At 60.8% G+C, this 13,296-nt stretch carries 10 protein-coding genes; 3 read left to right on the top strand and 7 right to left on the bottom strand.

Features of this window, described 5'->3' with window-relative positions:
• Positions 1-64: 64 nt before the first annotated feature.
• Entirely contained in the window at positions 65-1,330 is a 1,266-nt protein-coding gene (locus tag C9422_RS24785) for an Hsp70 family protein (RefSeq protein WP_116582474.1), read from the bottom strand.
• 297 nt (positions 1,331-1,627) lie between these two features.
• On the opposite strand from C9422_RS24785, the gene C9422_RS24780 reads away from it, so the two are divergent.
• Both C9422_RS24780 and C9422_RS24775 read left to right on the top strand, forming a co-directional pair.
• Positions 1,628-2,575, top strand: coding sequence for a DnaJ C-terminal domain-containing protein (locus tag C9422_RS24780; protein WP_116582473.1), 948 nt, complete (start codon positions 1,628-1,630; stop codon positions 2,573-2,575).
• Positions 2,576-2,602: 27 nt separating this feature from the next.
• Positions 2,603-2,908, top strand: a complete 306-nt coding sequence (locus C9422_RS24775) for a chaperone modulator CbpM (protein ID WP_007979663.1) — start codon at positions 2,603-2,605, stop codon at positions 2,906-2,908.
• A gap of 115 nt (positions 2,909-3,023) precedes the next feature.
• Here C9422_RS24775 and C9422_RS24770 read toward each other — a convergent pair whose 3' ends face one another.
• Entirely contained in the window at positions 3,024-4,151 is a 1,128-nt protein-coding gene (locus C9422_RS24770; RefSeq protein WP_116582472.1) for a sensor histidine kinase KdpD, read from the bottom strand.
• Between the two features lie 250 nt (positions 4,152-4,401).
• Here C9422_RS24770 and C9422_RS24765 point away from each other — a divergent pair, with 250 nt between their 5' ends.
• Positions 4,402-9,672, top strand: coding sequence for a dermonecrotic toxin domain-containing protein (locus tag C9422_RS24765; RefSeq protein ID WP_116582471.1), 5,271 nt, complete (start codon positions 4,402-4,404; stop codon positions 9,670-9,672).
• 66 nt (positions 9,673-9,738) lie between these two features.
• On the opposite strand, the gene ureC is transcribed toward C9422_RS24765, so the two are convergent.
• The 5 genes from ureC to C9422_RS24740 all read right to left on the bottom strand — a co-directional run bounded on the left by ureC (position 9,739) and on the right by C9422_RS24740 (position 13,286).
• On the bottom strand, positions 9,739-11,439 hold the full coding sequence (gene ureC, locus C9422_RS24760) for an urease subunit alpha (protein ID WP_116582470.1): 1,701 nt from the start codon (positions 11,437-11,439) through the stop codon (positions 9,739-9,741).
• A 153-nt stretch (positions 11,440-11,592) separates the two neighbouring features.
• Positions 11,593-11,901: an urease subunit beta gene (locus C9422_RS24755; RefSeq protein ID WP_116582469.1), complete on the bottom strand. Its 309-nt coding sequence runs from the start codon at positions 11,899-11,901 to the stop codon at positions 11,593-11,595.
• Positions 11,901-12,434, bottom strand: coding sequence for a GNAT family N-acetyltransferase (locus C9422_RS24750; protein WP_116582468.1), 534 nt, complete (start codon positions 12,432-12,434; stop codon positions 11,901-11,903). The genes C9422_RS24755 and C9422_RS24750 overlap by 1 nt, the downstream gene beginning before the upstream one ends.
• Positions 12,435-12,440: 6 nt before the next feature.
• Positions 12,441-12,974: a GNAT family N-acetyltransferase gene (locus tag C9422_RS24745; RefSeq protein ID WP_116582467.1), complete on the bottom strand. Its 534-nt coding sequence runs from the start codon at positions 12,972-12,974 to the stop codon at positions 12,441-12,443.
• 9 nt (positions 12,975-12,983) lie between these two features.
• Positions 12,984-13,286 (bottom strand): urease subunit gamma, encoded by a 303-nt coding sequence (locus tag C9422_RS24740; RefSeq protein WP_007945249.1) that lies wholly within the window; start codon positions 13,284-13,286, stop codon positions 12,984-12,986.
• Between the last annotated feature and the right edge of the window lie 10 nt (positions 13,287-13,296).

The raw sequence follows: 13,296 nt of genomic DNA, 5'->3' as shown, positions 1-13,296 counted from the left end.
GCCAGGAGCGAACATCGCACCTGCTCCTACTTGAAGCTTGCAGCTTGAAGCTCACAGCTGCTTTTCAACCGTAGCGTTTCGCAGCCTCGATTGCCAGACCGCTGCCGATACTGCCAAAGATGTTCCCTTCCACATGCCGCGCCTTCGGCAGCATCGCCGAAACGCTGTTGCGCAGCGCCGGAATGCCGCTTGAGCCGCCAGTGAAGAACACCGTGTCGACCTGATCGACCCGGACATCGGCGTCTGTCAGCAATTGGGTGACGCTGTTGCGCACCCGCTCCAGCAGGTTGTCGATGGCCGACTCGAACAGCGCACGGCTCAAGTCCACGCTCAGGCCCGCTTCAATGCGGTCCAGCGGCACGTGGCGGTTGTCGGCGTGGGTCAGCTGGATCTTGGTTTCTTCCACTTCCATCGCCAGCCAGTGCCCGGCACGCTGTTCGATCAGCTTGAACAGGCGATCGATGCCGCCGGTGTCCTCGATGTCGTAGCGCATGCTGCCCAGGGCCAGTTGCGATTTTTGCGAGTACACCGAGTTGATCGTGTGCCAGGTCGCCAGGTTCATGTGATGGCTGGTGGGCATGTAGGCACCGCTCTTCATCCGGCTGCCGTAGCCGAACAGCGGCATCAGGCCGGCCAACGAGAGTTGCTTGTCGAAGTCGGTCCCGCCGATGTGCACGCCGCCGGTGGCGAGGATGTCGTCCTGGCGGTTATCCATAGCACGCCGCTCCGGCGACAGGCGCACCAGGGAGAAGTCGGACGTACCACCGCCGATGTCGACGATCAGTACCAGCTCTTCTTTCTCGATGGTCGACTCGTAGTCGAATGCCGCGGCAATCGGTTCGAACTGGAACGAGACTTCCTTGAAGCCGATCTTGCGCGCCACGTCGACCAGGGTGTCTTCGGCTTCCTTGTCGGCCATCGGATCGTCATCGACGAAGAACACCGGCCGACCCAGCACCACTTCTTCGAATTCCCGACCGGCGGCGGCCTCGGCACGGCTCTTGAGCTGGCCAATGAACAGCCCGAGCAGGTCCTTGAACGGCATGGCTGTGCCGAGGACGCTGGTGTCGTGCTTGATCAGCTTGGAACCCAGCAGGCTCTTGAGCGAGCGCATCAGGCGGCCTTCGTAGCCTTCCAGGTACTCGTGCAGCGCCAGCCGGCCGTACACCGGGCGACGTTCTTCGATATTGAAGAAGACCACTGACGGCAGGGTGATCTTGTCGTCCTCCAGCGCGATCAGCGTTTCCACGCCGGGGCGCAGCCAGCCGACGGTGGAGTTGGACGTGCCAAAGTCGATACCCACGGCACGGGCTGGAGATGCGTTGTTCATGTCTTTCAGGTTCCGGTTAAAAAACGGCCGCGCAGTGTATGCCAGTGCGCGCCAGATTCGAAGGCCGGTTATCTGCTAATTCTTCGCAAACAATGCCTTGAAAGATGGGGCATCCCCCCCAAACTACCCTGCATCAACCGGACAGCCGCGGGCGTGCTCGCAAGAAGCCCCGCCGGCTGCCGATAAACTTCTGCTGCGCCGCCCGGTCACAAATTTGAGATCGGTCAAACCAACGGCTGCAAACAAGCGCATGCTGTGGCCCGTGGCGCGATTTGATAACGGATGGTGATTCCCGCGATGGACTTCAAAGACTATTACAAGATTCTCGGTGTGGAGCCGACCGCAGACGATAAGGCGATCAAGGCCGCCTATCGCAAGCTGGCGCGCAAATACCACCCTGACGTCAGCAAGGAAAAGGACGCCGAGGCCAAGTTCAAGGACGCCTCGGAAGCCTATGAAGCGCTGAAAAGTGCCGACAAGCGCGCCGAATACGATGATCTGCGCCGCTATGGCCAGCACGGCCAGCCGTTCCAGGGACCGCCGGGCTGGCAGAGCCGTGGCGGTTTCGGTGGCGGTGGCCAGGACACGGGCGATTTCTCGGACTTCTTCAGTTCGATCTTCGGCAACCGTGGGCCTGGTTTCAGTGGCGGTGGACAGTCGCGTCGCAGCACCGGACGTCGAGGGCAGGACGTGGAAATGGAGCTTGGGGTTTTTCTCGAAGAAACACTGTCGACCGAATCGAAGAAGGTCACCTTCCAGGTACCGCAGTACAACGCGGCCGGCCAGCATGTGAGCAACACCAGCAAAAGCCTGAACGTGAAGATTCCGGCCGGTGTGGCCGACGGCGAGCGTATTCGCCTCAAGGGGCAGGGCGCTCCGGGGGTGGGTGGCGGCGCCAATGGCGACCTGTACCTGACGATCCGTTTCGCACCGCACCCGAAATTCGACGTCGAAGGCGATAACCTGATCATCACCTTGCCACTGGCTCCGTGGGAGCTGGCGCTGGGGGCCGAAGTCGCCGTGCCGACCCTGACCGGCAAGATCAACCTCAAGGTGCCGGCCGGCAGCCAGAACGGCCAGCGCATGCGCGCCAAGGGCCATGGCCTGATGAACAAGACCGGTGAGCGCGGTTACCTGTTCGTGCAATTGAAGGCTGTGATGCCGAAGAAATCCGACGATGACATCAAGGCCCTGTGGCAGGAACTGGCGAAAAAAGCCGCATTCGACCCGCGAGAGCATTTTTGATCCCTTAGAACCAAGGAGTCACTGACAATGAGCAGTCCCCTGATCGTTCAACTGGACATGGCAGAATTCTGTGAGGCGACCGAGCTGTCGGACGTCTACGTGATCGAAATCGTCGAGCACGGCATCCTCGAACCTCAGGGCGCTCAGCCCAAGGACTGGGTTTTCAACGACTATGAGCTGACCCTGGCCAAGCGCGCCGCCAAGCTGCGGCGCGACCTCGACCTGGAGTGGGAAGGCGTCGCCCTGGCGCTGGACCTGCTTGAAGAAGTGCAGCAGCTGCGCGCCGAGAACCGCATGCTCAAGCAGCGCTTGGGACGGTTGTTGGTGGAGTAGGAGCTGCCGCAGGCTGCGATCTTTTGATCTTGTGTTTCGTTGCTCCTGCTGATGCAAAACATCAAAAGCAAAATCAAAAGATCGCAGCCTGCGGCAGCTCCTACACGGGGGGGCTTCAGGTTTTGCGTGGCAATACCACGGTGAAGGTCGTGCCATCCCTCTCACTGGAGCTGACTTCAATCGTCCCCTGATGGGCGTCGACCACTTCCTTGACGATAAACAACCCCAACCCAAGGCTGGTAGTGGGCTCGCCGAGTTCTTCGCTGGCACTGCGCACCAGTGGGTCGAAAATGGTCGGGATCGCATCGCCGGGGATGGGGACTCCGTCGTTCTGCACCGTCAGCCGAACGCTGTCGGCCTCGCCCTTGAGGGTCAAGGTCACTTCACGCTTGCTTGAGCCATGCTGCAAGGCATTGCCGATCAGGTTTTGCAGCATCTGATCGAGCCTGCGCGGGTCCCAGGTACCGCGGGTGTCACCCTGCACGGTCAGGGTCGGATCGCACTCCGGCTGACCGGCACAGGCCCGCGCAATCGCCTCCCGTGCCGCTTCGGCCAGGTCCATGGGCGCCGGTTCGATCGGCAGGTGCTTGCCCAGGCGACTGCGCACCAGCTCCAGCAAATCCCCGACCATCACCGCCAGATGTCCGGAGCTGCGCTGGATATTGATCGCGCACTTGAGCGCATCACCTTCCAGTGCGGCTTTGCGCAGCAGGATTTCGGTGGACATGCTCACCGCCTGCAGGGGCGCGCGCAGGTCATGACCGAGGATCGCGAGGAAAATGTCCCGGGAGCGGTTGACCATTTCGGCATAGGCGGCGGTGGATTCGGCCAGGGCTTCGTCGATGGCTTCGTTGAAGCGGATCATGTCCTGGAAGTAGGCCAGGTCAGGCGATTGCAGGCTGTTGACCCACAGACGGATGACACAGGCGCGCAAATGACGGAACTCACTGGTCATCTGCACCAGGTCAAAACCCACGGTATGGCGCAACTCGCCATGGCTGGCACCGGCCTCGTCGAGGCTCGGGGTTTTCTCCGGGCCTTCGCCGCGTGCCTTGGCCGCTTGTTCGGCGGGTGTCTGGGGTTTGCACATGTCCCGGGCCGCGGCCAGCAGGATCGACCGGGCATGGTCGCGCAAGGCGGCGCTGTCCATGGATTCGGCGGCCGGGGTGATGGTTTTGGCGAACTGCTCCCACTCATCGACGATGCGATCAACCTGTAGCACGATGAATTCGGAAAGACGCATGGTGGTTACCTGAGCATGAATCGCGGGGGCAGCGAATCGAATAGTAGTCCCTTTACCGGAAAAAACACGACCGCTCGTTCGGTGGCATAAGTCCAGGTCTCTATGGCGGTACTTATGTATTGAAGGCTCTTTGAATTTCGAACGGTGGAGGCCTTTTTCCAGGGGCGGCCCAACGGTTATTTGGGCTTTTGTTTGGCGGGCGGGTTGGCGAAGCTGTGGGTTCAAATCCAGCCATCAAGGTGATGTAACAGTGTCTGAATTGCATGGAAGCCATTCACAGCAAACGATTGAAACCACAGACGTCGAACACCAGGGCGTGCATTACCGTCGCGTATTCGACGGGATACCGGGCGCCCTGAAAAATGCCCCGCCTGCAAGGCTCAAATCCCTCGAAACCCTGAAGCCGGCGATGCCCGAGTGGTACAGCGGAGCACGGGCCATCGACCGCCAGTACCTGAAGCAGTTGATCGAGGAGCGCTGGCGCGTGCAGGGCGTACTGGACAAATCCCTGGGCAGCTTGCAACACGACATCGAGGCCTTCGCCGAACCGCTGCTCAGGGAGATGTTGCAGGCGAATTTCAACTCGGTTGAACGCGCCGACGAACTCAGCGTGCAGCTCGAGGTGCCCAGTACGATTATCTTCGGCATCGACACCGGTGCCAGTCGCGTCCGTCAGTCGACCTTGCTGGAGGCGGCACTTCACAACTTCGAAGAGTCCGAGACCGTCAAAGGGGCGTTCCGAGACAGTTCCGGTATTTACCGCAAGGACAACCGGGGCAGTCTGCGCCTGGAGTCGGCCATTGCCCTGCCGGATTTTGCCGCGTTGTGTCGCAGCCTGGACATAGGCGGGCAATACCAGCGGCACATCAAGTCCGTCCTGTTGCCCGATACCCCGCAAGCACAGCGAACCTTGCAACAAGACTCGGTGGCCAGTGAACAGGCGGCCTTTCATGTGGCCGCACTGATTGCCCGATTGAAGGGTGATATCAGTGACCATGCCTACTTCAAACTGGGCCAGGTGCGTGAAGGGCAGGCAAACATCACGCTCTACGACCGGCCGTTGCAGAGTCATCGATTGTCGCTGATGGGGTTTCGCTTGACCGGTATCGTGTTGTTCAGCGCGGTCAGCGAGCCATCGCAAATAAAGCGCGAAATTGAAGCGTTGACACCGGCCCTGTTGAAATTCTGGATCGACTGGTCGCACCGCGTCCCGGTTCTTCCGGGCCGGGAATACGATCAATTCAAACTGCTGCAAGCCTTCTTCGCCAATGGGCCGCAGGGGTTGAACGATGAGCTGTTGCGCCGCGAGGACATCTATCAACAGAGCCGTGTTACCGGGCCGTTGATTGCCTATGTGCCCGATGATCCTGACCATCCGTTGAAAGAGTATCCCTCGCTGACCGCGTTCATGAAGGCGCTCCTGGGTCAGTTGAGAAGTACCGATTACCAGGCCTTTTTCAGCCGCTTTGTGGCGCAGAAGGACAAGGGGCTGTTTTTCGCCCGGGTCAAAGAACGTCTCACGACCTACACCTGGCACGAGCGCGAACCGCTGGACATGGGCCCATGGTGGCGTGAAACGGCGGTCGAAAATCCTGATACGGAACCGGTAACCAACCAGATAGCGGATGATCTGTGGATCACCCTGTTTGTGGAACGGCGTAACAAGGCCATCGCCGATGCCCGGCTGATCGCCGTACCGACCGGTGACGAGGATGCCAACGCACGCTTCAAGCGCCTGAGCGGTTACCTGTCGATAGGCTGGAATGTTTTCAATTTCGCCGCAATGCTGGTGCCGGGGCTGGGCGAAGCCATGCTCGGCATCATGGTCGCGCAAATGCTCGCCGAGGTTGCCGAAGGTGTAGAGGACTGGAGCAAGGGTGACAAGGAACAGGCTTCGGCGTACTTCAACGGGGTCTTGATCAACTTCGCGCAACTGGCACTGATGGGCGCCGGACATGTGTTGCCCGGCACTACTGTCGCACCGATCAAGGTGTCGCCATTTGTCGAGGGGCTCAAGCCAGTGGAAGTCGGCGGCAAGGAGCGGTTGTGGAACCCTGACCTCGCGCCTTATGAGCAATCGATCACATTGCCCGATGGGGCGAAGGCCGGTGACACCGGACTGTACCGTCATCAGGAACAGGACCTGCTGCGCCTCGATGACAAATGCTATGCCGTCAGACAAGACCCGGAAACCGGCCGGCATCGGCTGCAACACCCGACTCGCGCCGAGGCCTATCAGCCGCTGTTGGAACACAACGGTGCCGGCAGCTGGAAGACCGAACTCGATCAACCGCTCGAATGGGATCGGCGTGCGGTGCTCAGGCGTCTGGGCGCTTCGGTGCAGGGGCTTTCCGATGAGACCCTGGAACAGATTTTGACTGCCAGCGGCGTGCATGAAAACGTGCTGCGCCGACTTCATGTCGAACATGAAACCCCGCCCGCGTTGCTGCTCGACACCCTGAAACGCTACAAGACCCACGCCGATGCCGACGCTTGCGCAGCGCATATCCTGGCGAACCGGGTCGATGCGGAATGGGCCGGTTTTCTGCCACGTTTCATGACTGAACTGCAGGGCTGGCCCGAAGGTAAAGCCATCGAAATCTTCGAAGGCGCGGACCTGTCAGGTGCGTCGATCAAGGAGGGTTACGCCGATGCGCTGCCGGCCGAGACCTTGCGCATGAGCCGGCAGGATCTGCTCGCCGGTGAGTTGACCGAACGGGTCGTCGGGTTCCTTGATGAACAGGCCCTGCGCGATGTACTCGGACAGCGGTACTCCGGGGACCGGCAGATGCGTGTCGTAGCAATGCGCGAGCAACTGGCGGGGCAGGCACGCCTGCACAAAAGGCGTCTGTTCGATGGACTGTATGCAAGTCGCACGCGTTCGGCCGACCCCTTGGTGAACCTGCTCAAGAATGATGGTGCAGAACTCGCGACCGCCCAGGCGGAAGAACTGCTGCGTGATGCGCAGCCATCGGACGTGCAACACCTGAGCGAAAAACAGCGCGTTCCCTTGAGATTGACTGAACAAGCCCGGGAGGCTGCACATCAGCTGCGGGTGACGCGAGCCTATGAAGGCTTCTACCTCGACTCATTGCATAACGCCGATACCGCGCGCCTGGAACTGCATTCTCTGGCCAACCTGCCGGGCTGGCCGGCGGATTTGCGTCTGGAAATCCGCGAGTACTCATTCGAAGGTCCGCTGGCCGACAGTCTCGGTCCAGAGGATGCATCGATCCGCAAGGTATTGGTGTTGAATGAACATGGTCGTTACGAGGCGCGTGATGCGCTCGATCAACATCTGCACGGTGCGGACAATCTTTACGCGGCGGTGCTGCATGCCTTGCCCGACGCTGAGCGCACAGCGCTTGGCTTTGAAATCCATGAGTCTTCACGCCTTGAGCAAGCGGTCAGGGCGCAGCCGCTGGATCGATCCCGGTTTGAGCTGATTCTGCGGGACCACCCGATCACCAGGCCGGCTTACGACCCGAGCGTCATGCGCTTGCGTGGCGGCATGCGTGGCTATGCCCGACAAGCACCGCAAGGCGTGGGGCTGCGACAACGGGCTCATGCACTGTATCCGGATTTTACCTCGGAGGAAGTGGAGACACTGCTGGCGGGTTTCGGTCAGGGCGAAGGGGCGGTGCATGCGCGGCTGACCTTGCTGGAGGCCGAGTTCAACCAGTTGAACCGCACCCTGCAACGCTGGATGAATTCGCCGACGCAATCCGCTCGGTTTACCCCGGCGGGCGTGGCGGAGTGGCATGCGCGAAACAACATCTACAAAACGCTCAGGCAATGCTGGCAGCGCACCGGGCCGGAGGGCATCGAGGCTTACGGGGTAGTGCGGCCGCAGGCGTTGAGTCTGGACAACATTCCCAGGCTGAGCCGACTGCTGGAAACCCTGCCGAAACTGGAGGCCAACTTCGATCATGTCACCAGCCTGAGCCTGCGCGGTGGGCAGCTGCGTTCCGGGAACCTGTCGTTCCTCGATCCGTTCCATCAGGTGCGCTACCTCAACCTGCAAGACAATCTGCTGAGCGCTTTTCCGCCGGTACTGAAGGACATGCGTCATCTCACCGACCTGTACCTCAACGACAACCGAATCGAGCTGGATCCAGTGGCAGTTGATCGCCTGAAGAATCTGACACGCCTGAGGTCGTTGGCGCTGCGCGGCAACCCGCTGAAGCTCATTCCTGATGTCAGCCGGATGCCGCATTTGCAGGTATTGGTATTGAGCGATACCGGACTAGACAGTTGGCCTGTCGGTCTGTTTTCCCAGTCGCGACCACGCAGTATTTTCATTGAATTGAGCCGCAATCCGATCAGCCGGATACCGCAAGTCGCGCCCGGATCCTTTCGCGCCGAGCTGCTGGCACGCACGGTGATCAGTCGGGAGCCGCACTGGATATTGCCGGAAAACCTCGACACCCTCAGGTTGTACATCGAGTCGGTCGGCATGGACCCGGACCGCCCTTACCCTCCCCGAGGCCTGCTCGACAGCGCGGATTGGTGGATGGGCATGACCGAGCGGCAATGGCAGGAAAAGCAGGAAGTCTGGAACGAGGTCGAAGACGAGTTTGGTTCGGTGCCGTTTTTCAATGAGCTGCGCAAGCTCACCCAATCCGCCGACTTCAAGGACGGCGGTACCTATCAGACGGAACTGACGACCAAGGTCTGGCGCATGCTCGAAGCCATGGCCAGCGACAGCGAACTGCGAAGCAAACTGTTCAATGAGGCGGCAACGCCCACCGAGTGCGTGGATGGCGGCACGCAACTGTTCAATGCCATGGGCGTGCAGGTGATGGTGCATGAAGCCTACGCCCTGGTGCGTGCGGACCTGATCGAGGCGCAATTGCTGGAACTGGCCCTGGGCAAGTCCCGGCTCGATGAACTCGGTGCCATTGCCCGTCAGCGGGTGTCTGCGCGGTTGGCTAACGGCGAACGGTTCCGTCGCTACGACGCCAATGGCGATGTGATCGGCACTATCGATGAAGTGGAAGTGCACCTGGCCTACATGACCGATCTGGCGGAGCGTCTGGATTTGCCGTGGCAGGCGCGGGGCATGCAGTTTCGCAACATCGCCGGTGTGAGCAAGGAGATGATCGAAGCAGCGTTCCAGCGGATCAAGGCGCTGGAGGAAGGTGATCTGCTGATCGATCGCCTCTTCGAGCAACCGCTCTGGCGAACCTGGCTGGAGTCTACTTACCGCGAAGAATTGAACGGCTTGAAGCGACGGATCGACGCCACCACCGATTTGCAGGATGCGTTACAGCGCCGGGCCGAAGGTACGCGGCTCACCGCCGAGGAAAAGGCGGCGGTGGAGGCGGAAATCAAGGAGTTGTGCAGTGAGTTGGGCAAAAGTGAAACTGACTTTGCGAACGGCAAGCTGATGACTGACGAGGAGTATGTTCAAGCCTTGGATGACATCGATCTGCAGATTACGCAGTTGCTGAAAAAACTGACACGGGAAGCGATGATTCGGGCCAAGCTGGATCGGCTGCGGATTGAATCCGTTCAGTAATCACGGAAAAAACAAAGGCCTCGACACAGGGTGTGCGAGGCCTTTGCTCGTGTCGTGGTTGTCGGTTCAGAACAGGAAGTAACGCTGGGCCATCGGCAATGTCTCAGCCGGTTCACACCACAGCAGAACCCCATCGGCCTTGACCTGATAGGTTTGCGGATCGACGTCGATTTTCGGCAGGTAGTCGTTGTGGATCAGGTCGGTTTTCTGCACGTCGCGGCAACCTTTGACCACAGCGATTTTCTTCTTCAAACCCAGCGCTTCAGGCAAGCCTGCCTCCTGCGCCGCCTGACTGATGAAGGTCAGGCTGGTGGCGTGCAGTGAACCGCCGAAGCTGGCGAACATCGGGCGGTAGTGCACCGGTTGCGGTGTCGGGATCGAGGCATTGGCGTCTCCCATCAGGCTGGCTGCGATGGCGCCGCCCTTGAGAATCAGCGTCGGTTTCACGCCGAAAAACGCCGGCCGCCAGAGCACCAGGTCTGCCCATTTACCCACTTCGACCGAACCCACTTCATGGCTGATGCCGTGGGTGATCGCCGGGTTGATGGTGTACTTGGCGATGTAGCGCTTGGCGCGGAAGTTGTCGTTGCCGGCGCCATCGCCGGGTAGCGGCCCGCGCTGTTTTTTCATCTTGTCGGCAGTCTGCCAGGTGCGGGTGATGACTTCACCGACCCGCCCCATGGCCTGGCTGTCGGAGCTGATCATCGAGAACGCACCGAGGTCGTGGAGGATGTCTTCGGCGGCAATCGTCTCGCGGCGGATGCGGCTTTCGGCGAAGGCCACATCCTCGGCAATGCTCGGGTCGAGATGATGGCAGACCATCAGCATGTCGAGGTGTTCGTCGATGGTGTTGCGGGTGAACGGCCGGGTCGGGTTGGTCGAACTCGGCAGCACGTTGGTAAAACCGCAGGCCTTGATGATGTCCGGTGCGTGACCGCCACCGGCACCTTCGGTGTGATAGGTGTGAATGGTGCGGCCCTTGAAGGCGGCGAGGGTGGTCTCGACGAAACCGGATTCGTTGAGGGTGTCGGTGTGGATCGCCACCTGCACGTCGAACCGGTCGGCCACGCTCAGACAGTTGTCGATGCTCGCGGGTGTGGTGCCCCAGTCCTCATGCAACTTGAGGCCGATGGCACCGGCCTTGACCTGTTCGATCAACGGCTCCGGCAAGCTGGCGTTGCCCTTGCCGGTGAGGCCGATGTTCATCGGGAAGGCGTCGGCGGCCTGGAGCATGCGCGCCAGGTGCCAGGGCCCGGAGGTGCAGGTGGTCGCGTTGGTGCCGGTAGCCGGGCCGGTGCCGCCACCGATCATGGTGGTGACACCGCTCATCAACGCCTCTTCGATCTGCTGCGGGCAGATGAAGTGGATATGGGTGTCGATGCCGCCGGCGGTGAGGATCATGCCTTCACCGGCGATGACTTCGGTGCTGGCGCCAATGGCGATGTTGACGTTGGGCTGGATGTCCGGGTTGCCAGCCTTGCCGATCGCCGCGATGCGCCCGTCCTTGAGGCCGACGTCGGCCTTGACGATACCCCAGTGATCGATGATCAGCGCGTTGGTGATCAGGGTGTCGACCACGTCGGCGGCCAGCAACTGGCTCTGACCCTGGCCGTCACGAATGACTTTACCGCCACCGAATTTCACTTCTTCGCCGTAGGTGGTGTAGTCCTGTTCCACTTCGATCCACAACTCGGTATCGGCCAGGCGCACCTTGTCACCGACGGTGGGACCGAACATGTCGGCGTAGGCTTGACGGGAAATCTTCATTCGTTCGCCTTGAGATTCAATTGAATTTGGAACCGCTCGCGTTGCTCGCTATCGCAGCCTCGCTTCGCTCGACAGCTCCTACAGGGGGCCGCGATCACATTGGAGAATTCTGTAGGAGCTGTCTCGCGAAGCGAGGCTGCGATCTTTTGATCTTTAATCAAGATCGCCCATGATCCGCCCGGCAAACCCGAACACCCGACGATGCCCCGCCAGATCCACCAACTCCACCTCGCGACTCTGTCCCGGTTCGAAACGCACCGCCGTGCCGGCCGGGATGTTCAGGCGCATGCCGCGACTGGCGGCACGGTCGAACGCCAGGGCGTCGTTGGTTTCGAAAAAGTGATAATGCGAGCCGACCTGGATCGGCCGGTCACCGCTGTTGGCCACCTTCAGGCTGATCGTGCGGCGGCCGACATTGAGTTCGACGTCGCCGGGCTGGATCTGGTATTCACCGGGAATCATCAATGGGCTCCTTGGAGAATCTTGTAGTAGAGGGCGGTCGGCTTGTAGCGGCCGCTCGGGTCGCAGGCGTAGTCGGGGATTTCACCGGCGCGGGTATAGCCCAGCGATTGGTAGAAGGCTTCGGCGGGCGAACCGGCCTCGGTGTCGAGGTACAACATGCCGCGCTTGTGCTGCAGGGCGGCGGCCTCGAGAGCGCTCATCAGTTGCTGGCCCAGACCGCGACGCCGGGCATGTTCGCGCACCAGCAGCTTCTGCACTTCGGCGCGGTTCAGGCCGTTGGCTTTCTGGCACAAACCCAATTGCACGCTGGCCTGCACCTGTTCGTCCTTGACCACCACCCACAGCAACAGATTGCCCTTGTTCAGGTTGTCCTGGACCTCATCGAAATAGGCGTGGGCCTGGGTCGCATCGAGGTCGGCCATGAAGCCGACACTGGCGCCATAGCCGACGGCATCGAGCAGCAGCTCAATCAATCCCTGACGATAGTGCGCAAAGCTTTCAACGTTGACGCGTCGCAGTTGAGCGGCGTTCATCGGGCATTACTCCTGGTTGACGCTCGGCGGTTGCGCGCCGGGGTTGAGGGTCAGTTGCATGAAGGTCAGGTCCAGCCAGCGGCCGAATTTGGTGCCGACCTGAGGCATTTGCCCGGTGATCACGAAGCCGATGCGCTCATGCAAGCGAATGGAGGCGGCGTTACCGCTTTCGATGGCGGCGACCATCACGTGTTTGCCGCAGTCTTTGGCGCGTTCGACCAGCGCTTCCATCAGTTGTGGGCCGAGGCCGTTACCGCGCTGGTCGCTACGCACGTAGACCGAGTGCTCGACGGTGTGGCGGAAACCGTCGAAGGGTCGCCAGTCACCGAATGAGGCATAGCCCAGTACCGAGTTTTCACCATCGACGATCACCAGAATCGGGTAAGCCTGGGATTGCCGGGCGCTGAACCAGGCCTGGCGGTTGCCGAGGTCGACCGCCTGTTCATTCCAGATCGCCGTGGTGTTGAGCACGGCGTCGTTGTAGATGTCGCAGATGGCCGGCAAGTCGGCAGGCACGGCATCGCGGATGTGGTAAGTCATGGCGCGGCCTCAGGCGATGGGTTGGTGGACGGTGACCAGTTTGGTGCCGTCGGGGAAGGTGGCCTCGACCTGGATTTCCGGGATCATTTCCGGGATGCCTTCCATCACTTGTTCGCGGGTCAGCAGGGTGGTGCCGAAGTGCATCAGGTCGGCCACGGTCTGGCCGTCACGGGCGCCTTCGAGCAGGGCCGCGGAGATGTAGGCCATGGCTTCCGGGTAATTGAGTTTCACGCCGCGCGCCAAACGCCGCTCGGCCACCAGGCCTGCGGTGAAGATCAGCAGCTTGTCTTTTTCGCGTGGGGTCAGGTCCATCGTAGACATC

This window comes from Pseudomonas sp. B1(2018) (assembly GCF_003097365.1).
GTDB classification, from domain to species: Bacteria; Pseudomonadota; Gammaproteobacteria; order Pseudomonadales; family Pseudomonadaceae; genus Aquipseudomonas; species Aquipseudomonas laurylsulfatiphila.
This window is presented reverse-complemented; position numbering and strand designations above follow the sequence as displayed.

Excerpts from the sequence above, each read along its gene's own strand:
- C9422_RS24785 (WP_116582474.1), bottom strand. The coding sequence starts at position 1,330 with ATGAACAACGCATCTCCAGCCCGTGCCGTGGGTATCGACTTTGGCACG.
- C9422_RS24780 (WP_116582473.1), top strand. The coding sequence starts at position 1,628 with ATGGACTTCAAAGACTATTACAAGATTCTCGGTGTGGAGCCGACCGCA.
- C9422_RS24775 (WP_007979663.1), top strand. The coding sequence starts at position 2,603 with ATGAGCAGTCCCCTGATCGTTCAACTGGACATGGCAGAATTCTGTGAG.
- C9422_RS24770 (WP_116582472.1), bottom strand. The coding sequence starts at position 4,151 with ATGCGTCTTTCCGAATTCATCGTGCTACAGGTTGATCGCATCGTCGAT.
- ureC (WP_116582470.1), bottom strand. The coding sequence starts at position 11,439 with ATGAAGATTTCCCGTCAAGCCTACGCCGACATGTTCGGTCCCACCGTC.
- C9422_RS24755 (WP_116582469.1), bottom strand. The coding sequence starts at position 11,901 with ATGATTCCCGGTGAATACCAGATCCAGCCCGGCGACGTCGAACTCAAT.
- C9422_RS24750 (WP_116582468.1), bottom strand. The coding sequence starts at position 12,434 with ATGAACGCCGCTCAACTGCGACGCGTCAACGTTGAAAGCTTTGCGCAC.
- C9422_RS24745 (WP_116582467.1), bottom strand. The coding sequence starts at position 12,974 with ATGACTTACCACATCCGCGATGCCGTGCCTGCCGACTTGCCGGCCATC.
- C9422_RS24740 (WP_007945249.1), bottom strand. The coding sequence starts at position 13,286 with ATGGACCTGACCCCACGCGAAAAAGACAAGCTGCTGATCTTCACCGCA.